Below are 24,284 nucleotides of genomic sequence, written 5' to 3' on the forward strand. Positions count from 1 at the left end.
AGCGAGTAAGTAGGATGGCACCCAGCAAAATCCCCGACGGCGAACAACGGGGTTGGATCGTTCCGATCGGCGGAGCGGAAGACAAAGAGAACGACACCGCCATCCTGCGGCGTTTCCTCCAGGTCAGCGGCGGCCGCTCGGCCGATATCGTGGTGATTCCCACGGCGAGTCGTCTGGCCGATACCGGTGACCGTTACGAGAAGCTGTTCAGCGAGCTGGGCGCCGCCGAGGTCGAGGTGATGGACTTCGACACCCGCCGCGACTGCCACGAACCGGGCCGGGTGCGCCGGATCGAGCGCGCCAGCGGCATCTTCTTCACCGGCGGCAATCAGATCCGGATTTCGACCATGCTGGGCGGCACGCCGGTGGCGCAAGCGATCCGCGCCCGCAACGCGCAGGGCGTGACCGTCGGCGGCACCAGCGCCGGCGCCAGTATTCTCAGCGAGCACATGATCGCTTACGGTGTCGAAGGGGCGTCGCCGCGCGCCAACAGCGTCCGGCTCGCGCCGGGCCTGGGTCTGACCAATCGCGTGGTGATCGACCAGCACTTCCGTCAGCGCGACCGTCTCGGTCGTCTGGTGGCATCGCTGGCCTACAACCCGTTCGCGGTCGGGATCGGTCTGGACGAGGACACGGCGGCCTTCATCGCGCCCGACAACACGATCGAGGTCGAGGGCAGCGGTTCGGTCACCGTGGTCGACGCCGACGGCCTGCAGTTCTCGTCCATGCATCTGGTGGGCGAGAACGAGCCGGTGTGCCTGCTCGGCCTGGGCGTGCATATCCTCACCAAGGGCGCCACGTTCAATCTCAACACCCGCAAAGCATCCGCCGGTTCTCTGGCACCACCCAAGACATGAAGTGAGGTTCACATGCGCATACTCGAACGCACCGTCTACGTCGGCCCTTCGCTCTATGCGCATTTTCCGGTCATACGGCTGGAACTGGACCTGCAGGCGCTGGAAGCCTGGCCCACCGCGCGCCTGGGGCCGGCCTTCGTGGACGGCCTGCTGGCGGCGCTGCCCGGGCTGGCCGAACACGGTTGCTCCTACCGCGCCCCCGGCGGCTTCGTGCGCCGTCTGCGCGAGGACGAGGGCACCTGGCTGGGCCACGTGCTCGAACACGTCGCGATCGAGCTGCAGAACGTCGCCGGCGAGAATGTCACCTTCGGCAAGACCCGCAGCGTCGGCGACGACCGCCCCGGCGTGTACTCGGTGGTCTACGAGTACGCCCAGCGCGAGGAGGGCATCGCCGCCGGCGAGCTCGGTCTGAAGCTGCTCAGCTCGCTGCTGCCGACCGAACTGCGTCCGGCCGGCAGCGTGCCCGAGGACTGGGATTGGGAATCGGCGCGCGACGACTTCATCCGCTACGCCCAGCGCCGCGCGCTGGGGCCGTCGACCGCTTCGCTGGTGCGCGCGGCCGAGGAGCGGGGGATTCCGTGGCTGCGCCTGAACACCCAGTCGCTGATCCAGTTCGGCCACGGCAAGTACCAGCAGCGCATCCAGGCCACGATCACCGGCCGCACCCCGCATATCGCGGTCGAGCTGGCCAGCGACAAGGAAGAGACCAACAAGATCCTGGCCTCGCTGGGCCTGCCGGTGCCGCGCCAGGAACTGGTCACCGACGCCTCCGGCGCGGTGCGCGCGGCGCGCAAGCTCGGCGGCGCGGTGGTGACCAAACCCTATAACGGCAACCACGGCCGTGGCATCACCATCAACATCTCCGGCGACGACGAAATCCGGGCCGGCTTCGAGGCCGCGCGCGAGCATTCGCGCTCGGTGATCGTCGAGACCTATGTCGGCGGCGACGATCATCGCCTGCTGGTGGTCAACGGCGAGCTGATCGCCGCGACCCGGCGCACGCCCGGGCACGTGGTCGGCGACGGCCAGCGCACGATCGCCGAGCTGGTCGAGGCGGTGAATCAGGATCCGCGCCGCGGCGTCGGCCACGAGAAGGTGCTGACCCGGCTGGAGCTGGACGCGCAGGCCGTGCTGATGATGGAACGCGTCGGCTACACCGCCGAATCGGTGCCGGCCGACGACGAGGTCGTCTACCTGCGCTCCACCGCCAACCTGTCCACCGGCGGCACCGCCACCGACGTCACCGACATCATCCATCCCGACAACCGCGACATGGCGGTGCGCGCGGTGCGCGCGATCGGCCTGGACGTGGGCGGCGTGGATTTCATCTCGCCCAACATCGCCGAGAGCTACAAGAACGCCGGCGGCGGCATCTGCGAGATCAACGCAGCGCCCGGCTTTCGCATGCACGTCGCGCCCAGCGAGGGTACGCCGCGCGACGCCGCCGGCCCGGTGATCGACATGCTGTTCGCGCCCGGCGCACCGTCGCGGGTGCCGATCGCCGCGGTCACCGGCACCAACGGCAAGACCACCACCGCGCGCATGCTCGCGCACATCGCCAAGATGGCTGGTTACACCCCGGGCCTCACCACCACCGACGGCGTCTACATCGACGGCCAGCGCACGGTCGAGGGCGACATGACCGGGCCGGTGTCGGCGCGCATGGTGCTGTCCGATCCGCAGATCGACCTGGCGGTGCTGGAAACCGCGCGCGGCGGCCTGCTGCGCGCCGGCATGGGCGTGTCCGAGGTCAACGTCGGCGCGGTCATCAACATCCAATCCGACCACCTCGGCCTGAAGGGCATCGACACCCTGGAGCAACTGGCCGAGGTCAAGCGCGTGGTGGTGGAGGTGGCCAAGGATTGCGCGGTGCTCAACGCCGACGATCCCAACGTGCTGAAGATGTCGGCCTACACCGACGCCAAGGTGATCTGCTACGTCACCATGAACCCGGCCCACGCGCTGGTGCGCGAGCACATCCGCGCCGGCGGCCGCGCCTGCGCGCTCGAAGCCGGCGTCAACGGCCACATGATCACCCTGTACGACAAGGGCAGCCACATCCCGCTGCTGTGGACGCATTTGATCCCGGCCACGATGGAAGGCCGCGCCCTGCACAACGTGCAGAACGCGATGGTGGCCGCGGCGATGGCGTTCTCGCTGGGCATGAAGCTGGACGCGATCCGCCACGGCCTGCGCACCTTCGACACCACCTTCTTCCAGGCGCCGGGGCGCATGAACGTCTACAACGAGCATCCGTTCAAGGTGCTCATGGACTACGGCCATAACGCGCACGCGGTCGGGGTGATGGCCGATCTGGCCCAGCGCCTGGACGTGGCCGGGCGCCGTCTGGTCGTGGTCGCCGGCCCCGGCGACCGCCGCGACGAGGACCTGCACGCGATCGCCGAGGCCGTGGCCGGCAAGTTCGATCACTACATCTGCCGCCGCGACGACGGCCTGCGCGGACGCGACGGCGACGAAGTGCCGCGCATCATCGCCAAGGCCCTGCAGGCGCGCGGCGTGAGCGACGACGCGATCACCCTCATTCCCGACGAGCAGGCCGCGATCGACGCCGCCTTGCGCATGGCCCAGTCCGGCGACCTGCTGCTGGTGTTCGCCGACGCGCTGGCGCGTTCGTGGAAGCAGATCATCCACTTCCAGCCCGAGGGTGGCATGACCGCCGCGGCCGCTCGGATCGAGCTGCCGCCGCTGGAGCAGACCCTGGACGAGGCCGTGGTCGCGGCCATGGAAGGCGTGGTCCGCGACGAACGCGGCCTGCGCTTCGAGCGCGAAGAGAGCGACTGAGTGACGGCCGAATCCAAAGCGGCAGCGCTACCGGAGTACGAGTTCCCGTTCGAGGATTCGCGCCGGCTGACCGGCGCGAATCTGTATTTCGATCGGCCTGGCGCGGTGTTGGAGACGCGCGGCGAGCGGCCGCTGGCGCCGGCGCTCGCAGGCTGGCGGCGGAACATCGCCGAGGCCCGCGATCTGCTGCGCTGGCCGCAAGCGGGCGACGTCGTCGTGCGCGAGCACGCCAGCGGCGCATCGTTGGCGTTCGTGGCCCCGGTCGACTGCCTGTACAGCGCCACCGAAATCAACGAATGGGCCTGGATCGACGCGGTCGGCCCGATCGCGCAAGGCGCGTTGCCGCCGCACGCGCCCGGCCACGCCGCGTACTGGGATCGCGACAATGCCTTGCGCACCCTGCAAGCCGCGGCGCGCGCCGAGGCGCGTGCCGACCTGGTCGCGCTGATCGAGCAGGCGCGAGCGCGCGAGGTGCTCGCCTACAGCGACGACGAGGCGCTGTCGCTGGGCGAGGGTGTCGGTAGCCGCACCTGGAGCCTGGATGCGCTGCCGGCGGCCGACGAAGTGCCCTGGCCGCTGCTGCGCAGCATCCCCAAGGCCATCGTCACCGGCTCCAACGGCAAGACCACCAGCGTGCGTCTGCTCGCGGCGATGGCGCGCGCGCAGGGTTGGAGCACCGCGCACAGCAGCACCGACGGCCTTTACGTTGGCGGCGAGTGCATCGACGGCGGCGACTACTCCGGCCCGGTCGGCGCGCGCACCCTGTTGCGCCGCCCCGACGTCGAAGCGGCGATCCTGGAGACCGCGCGCGGCGGCCTGCTGCGTCGCGGCTTGACCCCGCAGGATGCGCGCGTGGCCCTGGTCACCAACATCAGCCCCGATCATTTCGGCGAATACGGCATCCACACCCTCGACGATCTGGCGCAGGTGAAGCTCACCGTCGCGCGTGGCCTGGCCGAGGACGGCCTGCTCGCGCTCAACGCCGACGACGAACTGCTGGTGCGGCACGGCGTGGCGCTGCCGCACCGGATCGGCTGGTTCGCGCTGGAGGAGGCGCATCCGCGCTTGCATGCACACCGCGAGCAAGGCGGCGCGACCTGCGGCGTGCGCGACGGCCGCCTGCGGCTGCACTACCGCCGCCACGATCACGACCTGGGCGAGGTCGCCGCGATGCCGCTGACCCTGGGCGGCCGCGTGGCCTACAACCTCGCCAACCTCACCGGCGCCGCGCTCGCGGCCGCCGCGCTGGGCGTCGCGCCCGAGCGCATCGCCCAGGTGCTGGCGCGCTTCGGCGCCGCGCCCGGCGACAACCCCGGGCGCCTGCAGCGCTGGGCCTATGGCGACAGCGAGGTCTATCTGGACTACGCCCACAACCCGGACGGCCTGGGCAAGCTGCTGGAGGTCGCGGCGCGGCCCGGACGCCGGCTCGGCCTGCTGCTGGGCCAGGCCGGCAACCGCGAGGACCGCGACATCCGCGAGTTGGCGGCGGTCGCGGCCGGCTTCCGCCCCGACCGGGTGGTGCTCAAGGACATGGAGGGCTACCTGCGCGGGCGCGCCGAGGGCGAGGTCGCCGGGATCCTGCGCGACGAGCTGCTGCGCCACGGCCTGGCGGAGGACGCGCTGGAGGTCTGCCTGCAGGAGGTCGAGGCCGCCACCCGCCTGCTGCGCTGGGCCCGGCCGGGCGACGTGCTGGTGCTGCCCATCCACAACAGCGAGGCCCGCGATGCGGTCGTCGTCTTGCTCGATCGGCTGCAACTGGGACAATGGCGCCCCGGCCAGCCCCTGGGGGGCGATGTGGAGATAATGGAATGACCGATGTCCTGCGCACGATCCTGGCCCGCAAGGTCGAGGAGATCGAACAGCGCAGCCGGGTGCGCTCGCTGGACGACCTGCGCGCGCGCGCGGCGCAGCAGGCGCCCACGCGCGGCTTCGTCGACGCGATCAAGCGCAAGCACGCCGCCGGCGAGGCCGCGGTGATCGCCGAGGTCAAGAAGGCCAGCCCGTCCAAGGGCCTGATCCGCGCCGACTTCCAGCCCGCGCAGATCGCGCGCAGCTACGAGGCCGGCGGCGCCGCCTGCTTGTCGGTGCTGACCGACGTGGATTTCTTCCAGGGCAGCAACCTCTACCTGGGCGAGGCGCGCTCGGCCTGCGCGCTGCCGGTGCTGCGCAAGGATTTCACCATCGATCCCTACCAGGTCTACGAGGCGCGGGTGATCGGCGCCGACGCGATCCTGCTGATCGTGGCCGCGCTCGAGGACGGTCCGATGATCGAAATGGCCGGCCTGGCGATGGAACTGGGCATGGACGTGCTGGTCGAGGTCCACGACATCGACGAGCTGGAACGCGCGCTGCAGACCGATTGCGAGCTGATCGGCGTCAACAACCGCAACCTGCGCACCTTCGAGGTCTCGCTGGACACCAGCATCGCCCTGCGCGACGCGGTGCCGCGCGATCGCACCCTGGTCACCGAGAGCGGCATCGCCACCGGCGCCGACGTGGCCAAGATGCGCGGCGCCGGCATCGAGACCTTCCTGATCGGCGAAAGCTTCATGCGCGAGCGCGACCCGGGCGCGGCCCTGCAGCGGCTGTTCGCGGCATGAGCGCGGCGGGGCGCTTCCCGCCCGCGCGCGAGGACGCGCCGCTGGTGGTGTTCGACTTCGACCACACCCTCTACGACGGCGATTCGGGCAGCCATCTGTTCGCCTGGCTGATCCGGCGCTCGTGGTGGCGGCAGCTGCTGGCGCTGCTGATCGCGCCGCTGTTCGGGCCGATGATCGCCTACCTGCCGACCCGCCGGGTCGGCATTTCCGGCTTCGTCTGGGTCGGTTCGGTCGGCATGGGCGGGCGGCGCGAGTTCGACGCCACCATCGACCGTTACGTGGCCGCGCACACCGACGAAATCCGCCGCCGCCTGCTGCCGGTGGCGCTGGACGTGCTGCACCACCACCGCGAGCGCGGCGACCGGGTGGTGATCGCCACCGGCGCGCCGCCGGAATTGGCGCGCGCGATCCTGGCCTTCGTCGCCCACGAGGACGTGCCGGTGGTCGGCACCCTGGTCGGCGCGCGCCTGGGCGCGGTCGGCGCGCTGCGCCACTGCCATTCCGAAATGAAGATGACCATGCTGCGCGAGGCCGGCTACACCGCGCCGGTCGAAGTCGCCTATTCCGACAGCAGCGCCGACCTGCCGCTGCTCAAGGCCGCGCGCCGGCCGGTGGTGGTCAACCCCAAGCCGCGCCGCATCGAGATGTTCCGGCGTGTGCTGCCGCCGGGCACGCCCATCCTCAACTGGGGCTGCCCCGGCCGCGGCGGCGACGCGGTGGCGTCGGCGGCAGGCTAGGCCGCGGCCTCGCACAGGTCGCCAGGTTTCGTAATCGCGGCTTACGCCGCTCCCACAGAGAGCCAGGGCGCCCCGCTGTGGGGCCGCGATCCGCGCAAGCACGCACAGCGGCGAGACGCCCAATCCGCGGCGGTCCCGTAGGATGCGGTGAGCGCAGCGAACCGCATCGTTGCGGGGCTCAGGAGGCGTCGTCGGTGCGGTTCTCTACGTTCGCCACACCCTGCGAACGTTCCCACGCGGCTGTCGGCGGGCTAGTCGCCCAGCGCCTTCACGAAGCGCAGCGAGCCGTCGCTATAGCCGCAATCGCGATAAAAGGCATGCGCCTCCTCGCGGCGCAGGTTGCTGGTGACCTCGATCCGCGCCACGCCGACGCGGCGCGAGATCTGCTCGACCTCGCGCAGCAGGCGCCGGCCGACGCCCTGGCGCTGGCAGGCCGGCGACACCACCAGGGCGGTGATGCGCGCCAGCTCGGTGCCGTGGACCACCGAATACAGGGTGTAGAGCGAGATCAGGCCGCAGGCGTCGCCGTCGATCTCGGCCAGCAGCAGGTGCTGGCGCGGGTCGTGGCGGACCACCGCGATGCGTTCGGCCGCTTCGTCGCGGCTGCAGGGATAGCCCAGGTCGCCGAGCAGGCGGGCGACATCGTGGGCATCGCCCAATTCCGCCGGACGCACCCGGGGTGCGGTCTCGGCGGAAGGGGCGGCGCGACCCATCGTGGACGGGCGGCTCAGCGCGTCCCGTACAGGACGACGGTCTTGCCGCGGGCGTGCAGCTTGCCGTCGGCCTGAAGTTTCTTGAGCACGCGGCCGGCCATTTCGCGCGAGCAGCCGACCAGGCGCGACAGCTCCTGGCGCGACACCCGCAGCTGGGTGCCCTGCGGATGGCTCATGGCCTCGGGTTCCTTGGCCAGGTCGTGCAGGGCGCGCACGATGCGGTCGGTCACGTCCAGGAAGGCCAGGCGGCCGGCCTTCCTGCTGGTGTCGAGCAGGCGGCGCGAAATCTGGGCGCCGATCGCGTACAGCAGCTTGGGGGCGTCCAGCGACAGACGGGTCAGCAGCAGGTCGTAGAGGCGCTCGTGGCCGATCTCGGCGAGCTCGCAGGTGCTGCGCGTGCGCAGGATCACCTCGCGATGGTCGCTCTCGATGAACAGGCCCAGCTCGCCGACGAACTCGCCGGGGCCGAAGTAGCCCAGCACCAGTTCACGGCCGTCTTCCTCCTCGGTGATGATGCTCACCGAGCCGGAAACCACGTAGTACAGCGTGCTGGCGGGGTCCCCCGGGCGGAACACGTCGGTCCGCGACGGGTAGCGTCGGCGGTGGCAGTGCGCCAGGAAGCGTTCGATCGTCGCGCCGTCGGGCAGCAACGGGCTATTGGTTCGGCGCAGGGCAGTCAAGGGGGCTACCGGATTGGCGGACATGGGATTGGGCTTAGGTTATCGAGTGAGCTTAGGACGAACCGGGGGATTGGGCAAATAGCGTCACCCTGCGGCACTCTACGTCACCCCGGGCCGATATGGGCAGTCCCCTGGCCGCCCAGGTCTCCGACTTGTGACCACGGGGTGACAGCGGCGCGTTTCCCCCCGCTGCCGTTTGCCGCATAATCCACGCCCTCGCCGTCCGACCGGGATCCCCCTACCGTGGTCAAGCCGTTGCCGCGCCTGAGGTTGCAAGGTTTCAACAACCTCACCAAGGCCCTCTCGTTCAACATCTACGACGTCTGCTACGCGGTCTCGGAAGAGCAGCGCCAGCGGTACATCGAGTACATCGACGAGGCCTACAACGCCGATCGACTGACCCAGATCCTCACGGATGTGGCGGACATCATCGGCGCCAACATCCTCAACATCGCGCGCCAGGACTACGATCCGCAGGGCGCTTCGGTGACGATCCTGATCTCGGAAGAGCCGGTGATCGACAAGTCGGCGGCCAAGGGCGTGATCTCCGACGCCGTGGTCGCGCACATGGACAAGTCGCACATCACCGTGCACACCTATCCGGAGACCCACCCGGACAACGGCATCGCGACCTTCCGCGCCGATATCGACGTGGCGACCTGCGGCGTGATCTCGCCGCTGAAGGCGTTGAACTACCTGATCGAGAGCCTCGAGTCCGACATCGTGGTCATGGACTACCGCGTGCGCGGCTTCACCCGCGACGTGAAGGGCAAGAAGCACTACATCGACCACAAGATCAATTCGATCCAGGACTACCTGGCCAAGAACGTGAAGTCGCGCTACGAGATGCTCGACGTCAACGTCTATCAGGAAAACATCTTCCACACCAAGATGCACCTGAAGGAATTCGACCTCGACAACTACCTGTTCGAGGAGAAGGCCAAGAACCTGTCGTTCAAGGAACGCATGAAGATCGAGGCGCGGCTCAAGCGCGAGATCGAAGAGCTGTTCCATGGCCGCAATCTGGTCGATTGAGGGCCGGGATTCGGGATTCGAGATTCGGGATTCGATAGAGCAAGAACGCAAAAGGCCCGCCAATGGCGGGCCTTTTGCTTTTTCGAATCCCAAATCCCGAATCCCGAATCACAGCCTATAAGCCACCGCCTTCATCAGCTTCGACGCCGCCGCCATCAGGCTGGGTACCGGCGGTGGCAGCAGGCGCGCGCCGGCGGCTTCGGCGTTGGCGGCATGGCGGGCCTCGTCTTCCTTCATCGTGCGCAGGATCGCGCGGCTGCGCGCGTCGGCTTCCGGCAGCGATTCCAGGTGCTCGTCGATGTGGGCCTCGACCTGGTGTTCGGTCTCGACCACGAAGCCCAGGTTCCAGCCGTCGCCGCGCAGGCCGGCGAGGGCGCCGATCGCGTAGCTGCCGGCGTACCAAAGCGGGTTGAGCAGGCTGGGGCGGCTGTCGAGTTCGTCCAGGCGCTGCGCGCACCAGGCCAGGTGATCGGTTTCCTCCTGCGCGGCTTCGAGCAGGTGCTCGCGCGTGGCCGCGTCGCGCGCGACCGCGGCCTGGCCGCAGTACAGCGCCTGCGCGCAGACCTCGCCGACGTGGTTGATGCGCATCAGGCCGGCGGCGTGGCGGCGCTCGCCGTCGTCTAGCTCGATCTGGGCGGTATCGGCGGCCGGGTTGGGGCGCGCGGCGTAGGGCGCGCCGAAGACGGTGTCGAGGGCGCGCTGCGCATCGCTGAGCAGGCGGTCCAGGGGAGACAGCTCGCGGATCGTGTTCATGCGCGCAGTTTACGGCGCGGCGGCGTTCGCCGGCAGTGAATCGGCGTCCTCGATCAGGCCGGCCAGGAATTCCAGCGGATGCAGCGGCGGCGTCGCCAGCGCCGCGCCCAGGTGCAGCCGGCAGCCGATATTGGCGCTGAGCAGGCGGCTCGCGCCGCTGTCGGCGAACTGGCGCAGCAGCGGCGCGCGGTAGTCGTCGGCGCGCTCGGGCTCGGTCAGCATCTGGGTGCCGGCCGCGCCGCAGCAGCCGTAGCCGGCGTCGAGTTCGACCACGTCCAGCCCGGGCACGCGCGCCAGCAGGCGGCGCAGCGCCGGCACCGAGCCGACCACGTTGCGCTGGGTGCAGGGCAGGTGCAGGGCCACGCGTTCGCGCAGCGGACGCAGGCGCAGCGCATCGGCCTGGGATTCGAGGAAGGCGATCGCATCGAGCACGCGCGCGTCCGGGGCCAGGGCCTGCGCCAGGGCCTCGTGGCAGCCGCTGGCCAGGCTGAGCACGGTGCCCACGCCCGCGAACGCGGCGCGGTTGCGGGCGGCCAGGGCCTGCGCGCGCTCGGCGTCGCCCGCATGCGCATGCAGGCTGCCGCAGCAGGTTTGCGCGGGGATGGCGCGTATCCGATAGCCCAGATGGCCGCAGAGGCGGGCGACCGCGTCGCGCAGCGCCGTCTCATAAGGGCCGGCGACGCAGCCGACGAACAGTGCGACTTCGCCGCGTGGTCCATTCACGACGGGGGGCGCGATCGCGGGGCGTGTCGCCGGCGGCCTAGGCAGCGGCCGCCAGGCCCCCGGCAGGGCCGGGTAGGCCAGCCGATACAGCCCCAGCAGGGCGCGCAGCGCACGCGGACGCGCGGCCAGGGCCTCGATCCAGCGCTGGCGGCGGCCGGCGGGGCGGCGCTGGCGCTGACGGCTGCGCGCCAGCCCCAGCAACTCGCCATACTGCACGCCGGCCGGGCATACGGCTTCGCAGCTGCGGCAGCCCAGGCAGTGGTCCAGGTGGGTGTCGGCGATCGTGCTGGGCTCGATCGTGCCCAGCGCCCAGGCCCGCGCCACGGCGATGCGCCCGCGCGGGGATTCGGCTTCCAGGCGGTCGTGGCCGTAGGTCGGGCAGGCCGGCAGACACAGCCCGCACTGGACGCAACGGTCGGCCAGCGCCACCAGCGGGTCGGCGGAAGGCGGGCGGGCGGCGGACATGACCCCCGATGCTAGCACCGGTTCAGCTCGACTTGCAGGCCTGGCCCGACCCCGCTATCATTCCGCCTCTTTCGTTCCACATTCACAACGCGAGGCGAAATTCCGCGCCGCGCCCGCCCTGATCGCAGGTCGGGGAGATGCGCGAAATCAGCCCGACCAGGTACCCATAGCAGACTTCCATGAAGACTTTTACCGCTAAGAACGAGACCGTCCAGCGCGACTGGTACATCGTCGACGCGTCGGGCAAAACGCTCGGCCGCTTGAGCTCCGAACTCGCGCGCCGTCTGCGCGGCAAGCACAAGCCCGTCTACACCCCTCACGTGGATACCGGCGATTACCTCGTGGTGATCAACGCCGAGAAGATCGCTGTCACGGGCAATAAGCTCCAGGACAAGATCTATCACCGCTTCACCGGCTACGTCGGCAACCTGAAGAGCGAAACCCTGGGCCAGGCGCTGGAGCGCCACCCGGAGCGCGTCATCGAGATCGCCGTCAAGGGCATGCTGCCGAAGAATCCGCTCGGCCGCGCCATGTATCGCAAGCTCAAGGTCTACAAGGGCTCCGAGCATCCGCACGCTGCCCAGCAGCCGCAGCCGTTGGACATCTAAGGTAAAGACACGCACATGGCTATCCAGCAGAACTACGGCACCGGCCGCCGCAAGTCCTCCACCGCTCGCGTGTACCTGCGCAAGGGCGAGGGCAAGATCACCATCAACCAGCGTTCGATCGAAGAGTTCTTCGGTCGCGAGACCGCGCGCATGATCGTGCGCCAGCCGCTCGAGCTGACCCAGTCCAGCGACAAGTTCGACGTCAGCGTCACGGTCGCCGGCGGCGGCATCACCGGCCAGGCCGGTGCGATCCGCCTCGGCATCGCGCGTGCGCTGGTCGAGTACGACGAAACCCTGAAGTCCGAGCTGCGCAAGGCCGGCTTCATGACCCGCGACGCCCGCGAAGTCGAGCGTAAGAAGGTCGGCCTGCACAAGGCACGTCGCGCTACCCAGTTCTCGAAGCGTTAATCGCAGTCGCAATTCTGCGTTTTTTGCTAAGATTTGTTCTATAGCCCCGTCGCCAAGCGGTAAGGCACCTGACTCTGACTCAGGCATTCGGTGGTTCGAATCCATCCGGGGCTGCCACAACAAGATCGATCCATGCCGGCGACGGCGCGGATCGGCAACAAAAAACCCGCCCTCCGGCGGGTTTTTTGTTTTTGCGGCTCAGCCGCCACGCTGCGTAGGATGCGGTGAGCCGAAGGCGAACCGCATCGTCGCGCCAAACGGCCGCGATGTGAGCTTCGGGAACCCGTCCATGCAACGCGCCTCGCCCCGACTCGCCGCCGACGCGCAGGCCCGGTAGGGTGAGGGCCGATCCGCGCGGGCCTGTTGCCCGCGACGATTCGGTTACAATTGAAACTATCGCGCTGCGGCGCCCTGCAATTTGAGGTCTGGATGAAGCTCGGTTCCCTGAAGGAAGGCGGCCGCGACGGCACGCTGATCGTCGTCTCCCGCGATCTGACCCGCGCCGTGCGCGCCAGCGGCATCGCCGACACCCTGCAGCGCGCGCTGGAGGACTGGTCCAACGCCGCGCCGCGCTTGAACGCCCTGTCCGACGCGCTCAACGCCGGCAGCGCCGAGGGCGCGTTCGATCTGGACTACGCCGCCCTGGCCTCGCCGCTGCCGCGCGCCTACGAATTCGTCGACGGCAGCGCCTACCTGCCGCATGTCGAGCGCGTGCGCCGCGCGCGCGGCGCCGAGGTGCCGGAGAGCTTCTACGTCGACCCGCTGATGTACCAGGCGGTCAGCGCCGGCTTCTACGGCCCGCGCGATCCGGTGCGCGTGGTCAGCGAGGACTACGGCATCGACCTGGAAGCCGAGGTGGTGATCGTGACCGACGACGTGCCGATGGCGGCCACGCCGGAGCAGGCCGCCGCCCATATCCAGCTGATCGGCCTGGTCAACGACGTCTCGCTGCGCAACCTGATCCCGAACGAGCTGGCCAAGGGCTTCGGCTTCCTGCAGTCCAAGCCGCGCTCGGCGCTGAGCCCGGTGTTCGTGACCCCGGACGAGCTGGGCGAGGCCTGGCAGGACAGCAAGGTCCATCGCCCGCTGCTCACCCACATCAACGGCGAGTGGTTCGGCGCGCCCGAGGCCGGCGTCGACATGCAGTTCAACTTCGCCCAACTGGTCGCGCACGCGGCCAAGACCCGGCCGCTGTCGGCGGGCACCATCGTCGGCTCCGGCACCGTCGCCAACGAGGACACCTCGCTGGGCGCGTCCTGCTTCGCCGAGCGCCGCACAGTCGAGACCCTGGAGCACGGCAAGCCCCTGACCCCGTTCATGAAGTTCGGCGACACCGTGCGCATCGAGATGCTGGACGCCGACGGGCGCAGCATCTTCGGCGCGATCGAGCAGCGCATCGAGCGGCAGGCTTCCGCCTGACGGCAGCGGCGCGCCGGACGAGAGGTATCCCCGGCGCGCCGGCCACCGGCTAAGGTGGCGATCGACCAGGCACGACGGCAGATCCAGGGACAGGCAGTGGGCGAGCAACTCAGGCTGTATTCGTACTGGCGGTCGAGCGCGTCCTATCGGGTGCGCATCGGCCTCAATCTCAAGGGCCTGGCGTACGAGACCGTGCCCGTGCATCTGGTCCGCAACGGCGGCGAGCAGCACAGCGAGGCCTATCGCGAGATCAATCCGTTGGGCCTGGTGCCGGTGCTGGAGCACGGCAGCCGCAAGATGCGGCAGTCGATCGCGATCCTGGAATACCTGGACGAGACCTGGCCACAGCCGTCCCTGCTGCCCGCCACCGCGCGCGACCGCCAACGCGTGCGCGCGCTGGCCCAGACCATCGCCTGCGACATCCATCCGCTCAACAATCTGCGCGTGCTGCAGTACTTCGACCGCACCTGGAGCGTGCCGCATCCGGAGCGCGAGGACTGGATCAAGCACTGGGTGCGCGAAGGCTTCAGCGCGATCGAGGCCACCCTGACCGACCATCCGGCCACCGGGCGCTACTGCGAAGGCGACACCCCGACCCTGGCCGACTGCTGCCTGGTGCCGCAGGTCTACAACGCCCGCCGTTTCGGCGTGCCGCTGGACGATTTCCCGACCATCGTGCGGATCGAGCAGGCTTGTTTGGAGCTGCCCGCGTTCGATGCGGCGCGGCCGGAGAACCAGCCGGACCGGCCGCCGGAGTGAGCGGGGCGGGTCAGGCGATCCAGGTGCCTTGTACCGCCAACAGCTTCCATGCGCCTGCCCGATGGGCGAGCACGAATCGTTGGCCCTCGCCGCACAGCGGGCCGCAGCCGATTCCGGTGTCGACGGTGGCGATCAGCTCGTCGCGACGGTAGTAGACGGGCAGGCCCATGCGCAGGGTTCCGTGCGCTTCGGGGTAATGGCGGTGAAAACAACGCCATAGCGGTAGCGCCGATTTTTCGCTTTCCGGGCAGGGAGGCTTGCCGGCGAGCGCGGCGTCCAGCTTCGCGGACGGTTCGATCCTCACGAGCGCGCAGACACGGTCGATCCCTGGTGGGAATCGAGTCGAATCCAGTTGCTTGCGCTCGTGCGCAAGTTCGTCGGGCACGTCGTGAAGCAGCAGGGGTTTGCTCTGTCCCTTGCATAGATCCTTGAGCACGAGCGAAAGCACGGCGAGGTCGTTTTCCGAAGCGAGTTGTCGCGTCAGCGGAATCGGCTGCAGTCCTTCGAGCGAAGGTGCGCGCGCTTCATCGCCGGCTGGTTCAAGAATGGGCGCTGGCACGACCGCGGCCGGACGCATCAGCAGCGGCAGCCCCAGGTAGGCCGAAATCGCCAGCGTGAGGCAGACGGCGACGGCCGCGATCGTGCGAGTGCTCATGCCTGCTCCTGCCGGTGGATGCCGTGTCGCGGACTTGGCTCATCGTACGTTCTTGCGCGCGACATCGCGCAGTCGGCCCCTTGCGACCCTGGCGGTGCTTCAGCTCTGGCGTTGAGGGCGCGCGTCCGCTCAGGTGCCCGGCGACGGAACATTCGGATACCAGACGCCGCGCACGCTGCACACACCGATGTTCGGGAGCACGTGTCCCGGATCCAGATCGCGGATATCGATGTCGACGATAGGCGGGCCCAAGGTGGTCATGTCGATATACGGCACGGCCGATCGCAAGAGCCTGCGCGCGTCTTGCTCGGTCCATGCGGTCGCGCCGAAACCGATGCCGAAACCGATACGGGTAGGAAACCAGTATCGGTGCAGCCGGATGCCGCTGATCATCGGAGCGGTGACGAACCGCGCCGCGCTCAGTGCGCGGCGTTGGCGTCGTACATGTCCGCGTAAGGGTCGTGCTCGGCGCCGCCCTCGGAGAGGCGGAACTTGAGCGCCAGGCCGTCGCGCGAGTCGGCCGCCTTGAGCGCCTCCTCCATCTCGATCCGGCCTTCCTTGTAGAGGCGGAACAGGCACTGGTCGAACGACTCCATGCCTTCTTCCAGCGACTCTTCCATCGCCTGCTTGATCTCGTGCACCTGGCCACGGCGCATCAGGTCGCGCACGTGCGGGGTGTTGATCAGGATCTCGGCGGCGGGCAGGCGGCGGCCGTCGGTACCGACCACCAGGCGCTGCGACACCACCGCCTTGAGGTTCAAGGCCAGGTTCATCAGCACGTTCTTATGCGCCGACTCGTTGAAGAAGTTGAGGATGCGTTCCAGGGTCTGGTCGGCGTTGTTGGAGTGCAGCGTCGCCAGGCACAGGTGACCGGTTTCGGCGAAGGCGATCGCCGCCTCCATCGTGGTCGCGTCCAGGATTTCGCCGATCAGGATCACGTCCGGCGCTTCTCGCATCGCGTTCTTGAGCGCGTTGTGGAAAGCGTGGGTGTCCAGGCCGACTTCGCGCTGGTTGACGATCGACTTCTTGTGCTTGTGCAGATACTCGATCGGATCCTCGATGGTGAGGATATGGCCCGAGGTATTGCTGTTGCGGTGGTCGATCATCGACGCCAGCGTCGTCGACTTGCCGGAGCCGGTACTGCCCACGATGAGCACCAGGCCGCGCGGGGCCATGATGATCTCCTTGAGCACCTGCGGCAGCTGCAGTTCCTCGATGCTGGGAATGATGCTGCGGATGGCGCGGATCACCATGCCGACTTCGCCGCGCTGCTTGAACACGTTGATGCGGAACCGGCCCGCGTCGGGCAGCGCCAGAGCCATGTTCAGCTCCAGGTCGCGCTCGAACTGCGGTACTTGGCCCTCGTCCATCAGCGAATAGGCGATCTTCTTGACCATGCCCGGGGGCAACCCGGTGTTGCCAAGCGGGTACAGTCTGCCCTCGACCTTGATATAAACCGGCGCCCCGGTGGTCAGGAACATGTCCGACGCGTTCTTTTCCGTCATCAGCTTCAGGAAATAGCCGATGTCCATGCACACACCCCTTGTTAACGACGACGTACCGTTGCAAGCACGCCGCCGGCTTCCGACAATGGCCGAGCGCACTCCTTACGCAACGGCATCCCCTATGAACGCAAGCTTCGCACGAATCAGCTTCTCACAGATGCGCACCGTGGCGCTGGCACTAGTTCTCGCTTCCGCGCTGAGCGCATGCGCCTCGCTGCCGCCGCCGACCGCGGAGCTGGCCGCCGCCCAGCAGGCGGTCACGCGCGCCGACGGCGCCGATGCCGACCAGTACGCGCCGCAGGACCTGGCCGCCGCGCGCAATGCGCTGGGCCAGGCCCAGGGCGCGATGTCGCGCGGCCGCGAGGACGACGCCCGTCGCCTGGCCGCGGCCGCCGCCGCCGACGGCGACCTCGCCGCCGCCAAGAGCCGCGACGCGGTGATCAACGCCGAGCTGGCCCAGCGCCGCGCCGAGATCGCCGACTTGCGCCGCCGCCTGCAGACCGGAGACGACCGATGAGCCTGCGCCATCTGCTCAGCTGCACCCTGCTGGCGACCGCGCTGGCCGCCGCAATGCCGGCCGCGCACGCCGCCGAGGACCCGGACGTGGCGCGGCTGTCGCGCCGTCTGACCGCGGTCGACGCCGATCCCGGCCTCAACGGCTTCGGCGCCTACGAACGCCTGCAGGCGCGTCAGGCCGTGCAAGCCCTGGCCGAGGCCAGCCGCCGCGACCGCGACGGCGCCTTCTACGTGGCCGAGCGCCGGGTCCAGATCGCCGAGATCGCGGCGCGCAGCCAGGCCGCGCAGCGCGAGGTCGACCGTCTCGACCGCGAGCGCAGCGACCTGCTGGTCGAGGCCAGCCGCCGCGACGCCGAACGCGCGCGCGCCGAGGCCGAACGCCTGCGCCTGCAGGCGCAGATGCAGGCCGAGGAGGCCGAGCGCCTGCGTGCCCAGGCCGCCGCCGATGCGCTGGCGATCCAGGACGCCGACGCGGCCCTGGCCACGGTCGGCGACGCCCAGACCGCCAAGCTCAACGCCGCGCGCGAGCGCGAGGCGGCGCTGGCGCGCCAGGAAGCCGAGCTGATGGCCGGCGGCAAGCTGCCCGCGTCCAAGCGCGACGCACGCGGCGAAGTGTTCGCCTTGAACCGCGATGCCTTCGGCGCCGGCAAGGCCGCCCTGGGCGGCGCCGCGGCTGGGCAGGTGCGGACCCTGGCCGCCTACGTCCAGGCCGGTCCCTCCGGTTCGGTCAAGGTCGAGGCCCAGGCCGGCGACGCCAAGCTGGCCCAGCGCCGCGCCGACGCGGTACGCGATGCCCTGGTCGCCGGCGGCGTGGCCAAGAGCAAGATCCAAAGCAGCGGCCGCAGCGGCAAGGGCGACCGCGTCGATGTCGTGGTATCGGATAAATAATCTTAAAAATCAGTTATTTGTTGCTTGAGCCCGCGCCAAAGGCACCGCCTTGGCGCGGGCCCGATGCCGATCCTGTCGAATGCGACCGTCGGCCTTGCCGACCCCGAAAAGGAGGAGTAGGGTCGAATACCCAAGCGGCCGGATTTCCGCTTGGCGAAGAGCCAGGCCGATGACGCAAGCCCACCATCTGCAGGAACCCGCCACCGCAAGCTTGTCGGTGGCCGGCCTGTATGAGGCCGGCGCCGCGCCCCGCCTGGCGCCCCTCACGGACCCCCCGCGACGCCCTGGTCATTAGGCCGGGGCGTTTGCTTTTCTGCTGAAGGAGGCTTTCATGTTCGAAGAACGACCGCAGCCCGAAATCGACGCCCTGATCAAGAGCAGCCCCGAGTTCAAACAGCTCTACCAGCGCCATAAGGAGCTCGACAAGAAGGTGATGGACGCCGAGCTCGGCGTGCTGCCGATCGACGACGTCACCCTGGCGCAGATGAAGCGCGAGAAGCTGGCGGCGAAAGACCGATTGACCCAGTTGTACGACACGCAACCTCACTGAATCTTCTTCAGCGCGGGCGGTGGCGGCCATCCTCGTCGGCCGCCACCGCCCGCGGCTACCGGACGGACCGTGACCATCGCCGGCCCGTATTCCCGACACGTTCCCTCATCGCCTCCGCGCCCGCGGGCGGCCCGATCGCGCGCCCAGCGCGGCCGCGAAGCGCGGCGCCCCGCTAGAATGGCCGGGTCCCGCCGCGCCGAACGCGGCCTCGCAGAAGCCGCGTAACCGCATGGCCATCCATCAATCCGTACTCGAACTGATCGGTCAGACCCCGATCGTCAAAGCCCAGCGCCTGGACACCGGCGTATGCGAGCTCTACCTCAAGCTGGAATCGCAGAACCCCGGCGGCTCGATCAAGGACCGCATCGGCCTGTCGATGATCGAAGCGGCGGAGAAGGCCGGCAAGATCAAGCCCGGCGACACCCTGGTCGAAGGCACCGCCGGCAACACCGGCATCGGCCTGGCCCTGGTCGCGCAGCAGAAGGGTTACAAGCTGCTGCTGGTGGTGCCCGATAAGATGAGCCGCGAGAAGATCTTCAACCTCAAGGCCATGGGCGCGCAGGTGGTGCTGACCCGTTCGGACGTGGCCAAGGGCCATCCCGACTACTACCAGGACCTGGCCGAGCGCATCGCGCGCGAAACCCCCGGCGCCTACTTCATCAACCAGTTCGGCAATCCCGACAACCCGGCCGCGCACGAGTTCGGCACGGCGCCGGAAATCCTCGAACAGATGGGCGGCCAGCTCGACGCGATCGTGTTCGGCTGCGGCAGCTCGGGCACCATGACCGGTCTGTCGCGCGCTTTCGCCAAGCTGTCGCCGAACACCGAGCTGGTGCTGGCCGATCCGGTCGGTTCCATCCTCGAGGAATACATCAACCGCGGCACGCTCTCGGACAAGTCGGCGAGCTGGATGGTCGAGGGCATCGGCGAGGATTTCCTGCCGCCGATCTCCGACTTCACCCGGGTCAAGCAGGCCTATGCGATCAGCGACAAGGAAAGCTTCCTGACCGCGCGCGAGCTGCTGGAGAAGGAAGGCATCCTCGGCGGTTCCTCCACCGGCACCCTGCTGGCCGCGGCGCTGAAGTACTGCCGCGAACAGACCCAGCCCAAGCGCGTGCTGGTGTTCGTCTGCGACACCGGCAACAAGTATCTGTCGAAGATGTACAACGACTACTGGATGCTGGACAACGGCTTCATACAGCGCGAAAGCCACGGCGATCTGCGCGACCTGATCCTGCGCCCATATTCGCAGCGCGACACCGTGGTGGTGGGTCCCAACGATCTGCTGGTCACCGCCTACCAACGCATGAAGCTGTACGACGTCTCGCAGCTGCCGGTGATGGACGGCGAGCACATCGTCGGCATCGTCGACGAGAGCGACGTGCTGCTGCACGTGTACGGCGACGAATCGCGCTTCCGCGACCCGGTTTCGACCGCGATGGTCAGCAAGCTCGACAAGATCCCGGTGTCCGATCCGATCGAATCGCTGTTGCCGGTGTTCGACCGCGGCCACGTCGCCATCGTCATGGACGGCGAGCGCTTCCTCGGCCTGATCACCCGCATCGACCTGCTCAACTTCCTGCGGCGGCGCGTGCAGTGACCGCGGCGGCGGCCGAACGCTGGCTGCCGGGCGACCGCCTGCCCGACGTGTTGCTGCGCGACGGCGCCGGCCAGGCCCAGACCCTGCACGCCGAGTTCGCCGGCGCGCCGCTGTGGCTGGCCGCACCCTCCCAGGCCGCGCTCGCCGCGGCCCTGCCGGCGCCGCCGGCGGGGGTGCTGGCGCTGTGCCTGGGCGCGGACGTCTACCCGAATCCGCCCGCCGGCTGGCGCGCGTTCGCGACCGATCCGCGTTGGCTGGCCGGCCTGGGCGCGGACACCTTGTGGCTGGCCGATGCCAACCTGCGTTTGCAGGCCGCGAACGCGCTGCCGGCCGCCGCGCCGCCTGCGCCGGCCGCGATCGAAAGCGCGCTGACGCCGGCGCAGACCTGGCGCATCGCGCCGGTGCTGCAGATTCCCGACGTGTTCGAAACCGAGCTGTGCGCCGAGCTGATCCGCCATCTCGACGTCGACTGCGGCGGCGGCGACGCCTCCGGGGTGATGGTGCTGGAGGACGGCGCACAGCGTTTCCAGCTCGATCCCACGGTCAAGCAGCGTCGCGAAAGTTTTCCGCGCGATCCGGCCCTGGACGCGCGCATGCACGAACGCCTGCTGCGCCGCGCGCTGCCCGAGATCGCGCGCGTCTATCAGTTCAACGTAAGCCGGCGCGATCCGTTCAAGCTGCTGGCCTATCCGCAGGACGCGGGCTATTTCCGCGCCCATCGCGACAACGAAACGCCCGACGTGGCCTACCGCCGCTTCGCCTTGTCGGTGAACCTCAATGCCGGCGCCTACGCCGGCGGCGAATTCCGCTATCCCGAATTCGGCCCGCATTTGTTCTCGCCGGCGACCGGCTCGGCGCTGGTGTTCTCGTGTTCGCTGCTGCACGAAGTGCTGCCGGTACGTAGCGGCACCCGCTACGCGATGACGACATTTCTGGCCTGAGCGTCCGCGCTCAGAGGCCCAGTCGCGGTCGCAGACTCTCCGCGTCCAAGCCGGCCAGCGCGCTTTCCGCCCAGGCCAGGCCGGCCTCGATCTGCGCCGCATGCGCGCGCGCCGCCGCCGCCAGCTCGCGTTCGCGCGCGGCGGTGTCATAGGCCTGGTTGTGGTCCTTGGCGTAGCGATCCAGCAGGCCCGAGGCCGCGATCCGCGCGGCCCAGTCCGCCGGCACGGCCAGGCCGTAGTGCGCGGCCAGTTCGGCGGTGCGCGCGGCCGGATCGGCCAGCACGGCCGCGAAATCCAGATCGATCAGGCGGCCGGCCAGGGCCGGGTCCGCGTTCAAGCGGCGCCAGCGCAGTTGTTCGGCCAGCCACAGCCGGGCCAGGCGGGCGCCGTCGCCGGCCGCGGCGGGCAGGCCGTCGCGGCCGAACTCGGCCAGGCGCAGGGTCTCGCCGGCCAGGCTGCCGTCGCGCAGGCCGTCGTCGCGCAACATCGTCGCCAGCCAGCTGCGCAGGTCGATCCACAGCAGGCAGGCGCGCCCCGGTACCCGCGCCAGCAGCCGCGCGGCGAGGGTGGTCACGGTGCTGGTCGGCTTGATCAGCACGACCTGGTCGTCGGCGAATCGCCGGTTCAGCAGGCGCAGCACCGGGCCCTGCCAAGCCTGGGTGGCGGGGTCGTCGGGGGCCTGGGCCAGGCTCAGCAGGGGCAGGGGCTCGCGCAGCCCCAATACCGGATCTAGCGTATCCAGCAAACGGCTGGCCAAGCTGGAGCCGCAATGTCCAATATGGAAAATCCAGTGCAGGGGCGCCGTTGCCGGCGGCGGCGCCAGCGCGGCCTCGATTTCGGCCAGCGGCAGCTCCCAGCCGCGGATGTCGCGATGGTGCAGGGCGCGCTGGTCCAGGAAGCTCGCGCGGCGGTAGTCGGCGGGCTCGAAATGCAGCACCCAGCCGCGCCCCGCTGCCGCGTCGAAGGCGAACAATGGATAGGCTGCACTGTGACTGAAGTCGGGTGGCAGGCGCCGGGTCGGACTCATGGGCGATGGTAGAATTCGCGTTTGCGCATGCTAGCCGAAGCGGAAGAACGCAATGACTGAACGAAAGCCGGATGGCGGGGCGCACAAGCCCGGACTGGGCACCCTCGCGATCCACGCAGGCCAGTCCCCCGACCCGACCACGGGCGCGGTGATGACCCCGATTTACGCGACCTCGACCTATGCCCAGAGCAGCCCGGGCGTGCACCAGGGTTTCGAGTACTCGCGCAGCCACAACCCGACCCGCTTCGCCTACGAGCGTTGCGTCGCCGGCCTGGAAGGCGGCAGCCACGGTTACGCCTTCGCCTCCGGCCTGGCCGCGACCTCGACGATCCTGGAACTGCTGGACTCCGGCAGCCACGTGATCGCGATGGACGACGTCTACGGCGGCACCTACCGCTTGTTCGAGCGCGTGCGCCGACGCTCGGCGGGCCTGGACTTCAGCTGGGTCGACCTCAGCGACATCGCCGCCTTCGAGGCCGCGATCCGTCCCGAGACCAAGCTGGTCTGGATCGAGACCCCGACCAATCCGCTGCTGAAGCTGGTCGACGTGGCCCGCATCGCCGAGATCGCGCGTAAGCGCGGCCTGATCGTGGTCGTCGACAACACCTTCAGCTCGCCGATCCTGCAGCGCCCGCTGGAACTGGGCGCGCACATGGTCATGCACTCGGCGACCAAGTACCTCAACGGCCACTCCGACATCGTCGGCGGCATGGTCGTGGTCGGCGACGACGCCGGCCTCGCCGAACAGATGACCTTCCTGCAGAACGCCATCGGCGGCGTGCAGGGGCCGTTCGACAGCTTCCTCGCCCTGCGCGGCCTGAAGACCCTGCACCTGCGCATGAAGGCGCATTGCGAGAACGCGCAGGCGCTGGCCGAGTGGCTGCAGTCGCATCCGTCGGTGGAGAAGGTGATCTACCCGGGCCTGAGCTCGCACCCGCAGCACGAGCTGGCCAAGCGCCAGATGCACGGCTTCGGCGGCATGGTCAGCATCCTGGTCAAGGGCGGCATGGACGGCGCGCGCCGGATGATGGAGCGCTGCGAACTGTTCGCGATCGCCGAATCCCTGGGCGGCGTGGAAAGCCTGATCAACCACCCGGCCGTGATGACCCACGCCTCGATTCCGCCCGACCGCCGCGCCGCGCTGGGCATCGCCGACAACCTGGTGCGCCTGAGCGTGGGCGTGGAGGATCTGGCGGATCTGCGCGCCGAGCTAGAAGGCGCGCTGGCTTGACGCCGATCGCGACGGAGCGCAACGCCAGCGCCGCTGCGCGCGTTCGCTCCGTATCGCGATCCGACGGGTTCGCTCCATTTTCCGCGCCGCGATTCGTGGCCGCGGACAGGCAGGAAAGCCGCGTGCGCGCGGCTCCCACCCAGCCCAATCGAATTTCCCCCGCCATGCCCGTTCGCCGCGCGCGAGCGGCCACCTGGAGCGTCTAAGTGCACCACAGTTCGTACGAACACATGCAGGATCTGGTGACCCGCCACCTGGACCCGCAGCAGTCGCTTTCGGTCGTGGACATCGGCTCCTACGACGTCAACGGCTCTTACCGCACCCTCTTCGGTCAGCCCAAGTGGTCCTACACCGGCATCGACCTGGAGGCCGGCCCCGGCGTCGACGTCGTGCTGACCTCGCCTTACCGCCTGCCGTTCGCCTCCGGCTCGGTCGACCTGGTGATCTCCGGCCAGGCTTTCGAGCACGTCGAGTACTTCTGGATGAGCTGGCTGGAAATGGTGCGGGTGCTCAAGCCGGGCGGCCGGATCTTCCTGATCGCGCCTTCACGCGGCCCCGAGCACCGCTACCCGCAAGATTGCTGGCGGTTCTACCCGGACGGTTACCGCGCCCTGGCCAAGTACGGCGCCTGCGACCTGCTGGAAGTGAGCACGGACTGGGAGCGCAACCATCCCGATCCGCACAGCCAGGACTGGGGCGACACCGTCGGCGTGTTCCGCAAGCAACGCGTCGGCCTCAGGACCCGCGCGTTCCAGGCCGCGATGCGATTCGCGTACCGCCTCCACAAGAGCGCATGACCGTGCCCATGTCAG

The 24,284-nt window shown here is 69.1% G+C and carries 25 protein-coding genes and 1 tRNA gene; 18 read left to right on the forward strand and 8 right to left on the reverse strand.

Features of this window, described 5'->3' with window-relative positions:
- Nucleotides 1–14: 14 nt before the first annotated feature.
- From ASD69_RS13570 to ASD69_RS13590, 5 genes are read left to right on the forward strand one after another with little or no spacing between them, the layout of a single operon-like run.
- Complete coding sequence (locus tag ASD69_RS13570) at nucleotides 15–857, forward strand: cyanophycinase (protein ID WP_056178822.1); 843 nt, start codon at nucleotides 15–17, stop codon at nucleotides 855–857.
- A 12-nt stretch (nucleotides 858–869) separates the two neighbouring features.
- The gene (cphA, locus tag ASD69_RS13575; RefSeq protein ID WP_056178825.1) at nucleotides 870–3,659 is read left to right on the forward strand and encodes a cyanophycin synthetase; all 2,790 of its coding nucleotides are present in this window, start codon (nucleotides 870–872) and stop codon (nucleotides 3,657–3,659) included.
- On the forward strand, nucleotides 3,660–5,471 hold the full coding sequence (locus tag ASD69_RS13580) for a Mur ligase family protein (protein ID WP_056178828.1): 1,812 nt from the start codon (nucleotides 3,660–3,662) through the stop codon (nucleotides 5,469–5,471).
- Nucleotides 5,468–6,259 (forward strand): indole-3-glycerol phosphate synthase TrpC, encoded by a 792-nt coding sequence (gene trpC / locus ASD69_RS13585; protein WP_056178831.1) that lies wholly within the window; start codon nucleotides 5,468–5,470, stop codon nucleotides 6,257–6,259. The genes ASD69_RS13580 and trpC overlap by 4 nt, the downstream gene beginning before the upstream one ends.
- Nucleotides 6,256–6,996 (forward strand): haloacid dehalogenase-like hydrolase, encoded by a 741-nt coding sequence (locus tag ASD69_RS13590; RefSeq protein WP_056178833.1) that lies wholly within the window; start codon nucleotides 6,256–6,258, stop codon nucleotides 6,994–6,996. Before trpC ends, ASD69_RS13590 begins: the two co-directional genes overlap by 4 nt.
- A gap of 251 nt (nucleotides 6,997–7,247) precedes the next feature.
- Here the strand turns inward: ASD69_RS13590 and ASD69_RS13595 are convergent, their stop codons facing one another.
- Nucleotides 7,248–7,709 (reverse strand): GNAT family N-acetyltransferase, encoded by a 462-nt coding sequence (locus ASD69_RS13595; protein ID WP_082576477.1) that lies wholly within the window; start codon nucleotides 7,707–7,709, stop codon nucleotides 7,248–7,250.
- Nucleotides 7,710–7,723: 14 nt separating this feature from the next.
- The gene (crp, locus tag ASD69_RS13600) at nucleotides 7,724–8,389 is read right to left on the reverse strand and encodes a cAMP-activated global transcriptional regulator CRP (protein ID WP_036148366.1); all 666 of its coding nucleotides are present in this window, start codon (nucleotides 8,387–8,389) and stop codon (nucleotides 7,724–7,726) included.
- Nucleotides 8,390–8,632: 243 nt separating this feature from the next.
- On the opposite strand from crp, the gene speD reads away from it, so the two are divergent.
- Nucleotides 8,633–9,424 (forward strand): adenosylmethionine decarboxylase, encoded by a 792-nt coding sequence (gene speD, locus ASD69_RS13605; RefSeq protein ID WP_056178839.1) that lies wholly within the window; start codon nucleotides 8,633–8,635, stop codon nucleotides 9,422–9,424.
- A gap of 108 nt (nucleotides 9,425–9,532) precedes the next feature.
- Here the strand turns inward: speD and coq7 are convergent, their stop codons facing one another.
- Both coq7 and ASD69_RS13615 read right to left on the reverse strand, forming a co-directional pair.
- Nucleotides 9,533–10,177, reverse strand: coding sequence for a 2-polyprenyl-3-methyl-6-methoxy-1,4-benzoquinone monooxygenase (coq7, locus tag ASD69_RS13610; RefSeq protein ID WP_056178842.1), 645 nt, complete (start codon nucleotides 10,175–10,177; stop codon nucleotides 9,533–9,535).
- Between the two features lie 9 nt (nucleotides 10,178–10,186).
- Nucleotides 10,187–11,365 carry a (Fe-S)-binding protein gene (locus ASD69_RS13615; protein WP_056178845.1) on the reverse strand — a complete coding sequence of 393 codons (1,179 nt, stop codon included), beginning with the start codon at nucleotides 11,363–11,365 and terminating at the stop codon, nucleotides 10,187–10,189.
- A gap of 179 nt (nucleotides 11,366–11,544) precedes the next feature.
- On the opposite strand from ASD69_RS13615, the gene rplM reads away from it, so the two are divergent.
- From rplM to maiA, 5 genes are all read left to right on the forward strand, one after another.
- Complete coding sequence (gene rplM / locus ASD69_RS13620) at nucleotides 11,545–11,973, forward strand: 50S ribosomal protein L13 (RefSeq protein ID WP_056178849.1); 429 nt, start codon at nucleotides 11,545–11,547, stop codon at nucleotides 11,971–11,973.
- A 15-nt stretch (nucleotides 11,974–11,988) separates the two neighbouring features.
- Nucleotides 11,989–12,381 carry a 30S ribosomal protein S9 gene (gene rpsI / locus ASD69_RS13625; protein ID WP_056178853.1) on the forward strand — a complete coding sequence of 131 codons (393 nt, stop codon included), beginning with the start codon at nucleotides 11,989–11,991 and terminating at the stop codon, nucleotides 12,379–12,381.
- Nucleotides 12,382–12,423: 42 nt separating this feature from the next.
- Nucleotides 12,424–12,498, forward strand: a tRNA-Gln gene (locus ASD69_RS13630).
- A gap of 312 nt (nucleotides 12,499–12,810) precedes the next feature.
- Nucleotides 12,811–13,800 (forward strand): fumarylacetoacetate hydrolase family protein, encoded by a 990-nt coding sequence (locus tag ASD69_RS13635; protein WP_056178855.1) that lies wholly within the window; start codon nucleotides 12,811–12,813, stop codon nucleotides 13,798–13,800.
- Between the two features lie 96 nt (nucleotides 13,801–13,896).
- Nucleotides 13,897–14,559 carry a maleylacetoacetate isomerase gene (gene maiA / locus ASD69_RS13640; RefSeq protein WP_056178858.1) on the forward strand — a complete coding sequence of 221 codons (663 nt, stop codon included), beginning with the start codon at nucleotides 13,897–13,899 and terminating at the stop codon, nucleotides 14,557–14,559.
- 10 nt (nucleotides 14,560–14,569) lie between these two features.
- Here the strand turns inward: maiA and ASD69_RS13645 are convergent, their stop codons facing one another.
- The 3 genes from ASD69_RS13645 to ASD69_RS13655 form a co-directional block, all read right to left on the reverse strand.
- The gene (locus ASD69_RS13645; protein ID WP_056178861.1) at nucleotides 14,570–15,214 is read right to left on the reverse strand and encodes a hypothetical protein; all 645 of its coding nucleotides are present in this window, start codon (nucleotides 15,212–15,214) and stop codon (nucleotides 14,570–14,572) included.
- A gap of 129 nt (nucleotides 15,215–15,343) precedes the next feature.
- A complete protein-coding gene (locus tag ASD69_RS13650; protein ID WP_056178864.1) occupies nucleotides 15,344–15,607 on the reverse strand; it encodes a hypothetical protein in 264 nt (87 codons plus the stop codon).
- Nucleotides 15,608–15,633: 26 nt separating this feature from the next.
- Nucleotides 15,634–16,746: a PilT/PilU family type 4a pilus ATPase gene (locus ASD69_RS13655; RefSeq protein WP_056178868.1), complete on the reverse strand. Its 1,113-nt coding sequence runs from the start codon at nucleotides 16,744–16,746 to the stop codon at nucleotides 15,634–15,636.
- A 94-nt stretch (nucleotides 16,747–16,840) separates the two neighbouring features.
- Between ASD69_RS13655 and ASD69_RS13660 the strand changes: the two genes are divergently transcribed.
- The 5 genes from ASD69_RS13660 (at nucleotide 16,841) to ASD69_RS13680 (ending at nucleotide 21,214) form a co-directional block, all read left to right on the forward strand.
- Nucleotides 16,841–17,236 carry a DUF4398 domain-containing protein gene (locus ASD69_RS13660; protein WP_056178870.1) on the forward strand — a complete coding sequence of 132 codons (396 nt, stop codon included), beginning with the start codon at nucleotides 16,841–16,843 and terminating at the stop codon, nucleotides 17,234–17,236.
- Entirely contained in the window at nucleotides 17,233–18,123 is an 891-nt protein-coding gene (locus ASD69_RS13665; protein ID WP_056178873.1) for an OmpA family protein, read from the forward strand. Before ASD69_RS13660 ends, ASD69_RS13665 begins: the two co-directional genes overlap by 4 nt.
- Nucleotides 18,124–18,454: 331 nt before the next feature.
- The gene (locus tag ASD69_RS13670) at nucleotides 18,455–18,673 is read left to right on the forward strand and encodes a YdcH family protein (RefSeq protein WP_056178877.1); all 219 of its coding nucleotides are present in this window, start codon (nucleotides 18,455–18,457) and stop codon (nucleotides 18,671–18,673) included.
- A gap of 229 nt (nucleotides 18,674–18,902) precedes the next feature.
- Nucleotides 18,903–20,273: a pyridoxal-phosphate dependent enzyme gene (locus ASD69_RS13675; protein WP_056178880.1), complete on the forward strand. Its 1,371-nt coding sequence runs from the start codon at nucleotides 18,903–18,905 to the stop codon at nucleotides 20,271–20,273.
- Nucleotides 20,270–21,214, forward strand: a complete 945-nt coding sequence (locus ASD69_RS13680) for a 2OG-Fe(II) oxygenase (protein WP_056178883.1) — start codon at nucleotides 20,270–20,272, stop codon at nucleotides 21,212–21,214. Before ASD69_RS13675 ends, ASD69_RS13680 begins: the two co-directional genes overlap by 4 nt.
- A 10-nt stretch (nucleotides 21,215–21,224) precedes the next feature.
- Here ASD69_RS13680 and ASD69_RS13685 read toward each other — a convergent pair whose 3' ends face one another.
- Complete coding sequence (locus ASD69_RS13685; RefSeq protein ID WP_157499195.1) at nucleotides 21,225–22,241, reverse strand: hypothetical protein; 1,017 nt, start codon at nucleotides 22,239–22,241, stop codon at nucleotides 21,225–21,227.
- A gap of 52 nt (nucleotides 22,242–22,293) precedes the next feature.
- Between ASD69_RS13685 and ASD69_RS13690 the strand changes: the two genes are divergently transcribed.
- Together ASD69_RS13690 and ASD69_RS13695 are read left to right on the forward strand one after the other, a co-directional pair.
- The gene (locus ASD69_RS13690) at nucleotides 22,294–23,472 is read left to right on the forward strand and encodes a cystathionine gamma-synthase (RefSeq protein ID WP_056178889.1); all 1,179 of its coding nucleotides are present in this window, start codon (nucleotides 22,294–22,296) and stop codon (nucleotides 23,470–23,472) included.
- Nucleotides 23,473–23,678: 206 nt separating this feature from the next.
- Nucleotides 23,679–24,269, forward strand: a complete 591-nt coding sequence (locus ASD69_RS13695) for a class I SAM-dependent methyltransferase (RefSeq protein WP_056178892.1) — start codon at nucleotides 23,679–23,681, stop codon at nucleotides 24,267–24,269.
- Nucleotides 24,270–24,284: the final 15 nt, after the last annotated feature.

The organism is Lysobacter sp. Root604, assembly GCF_001427505.1.
In the GTDB taxonomy this organism is placed as follows: domain Bacteria; phylum Pseudomonadota; class Gammaproteobacteria; order Xanthomonadales; family Xanthomonadaceae; genus Lysobacter.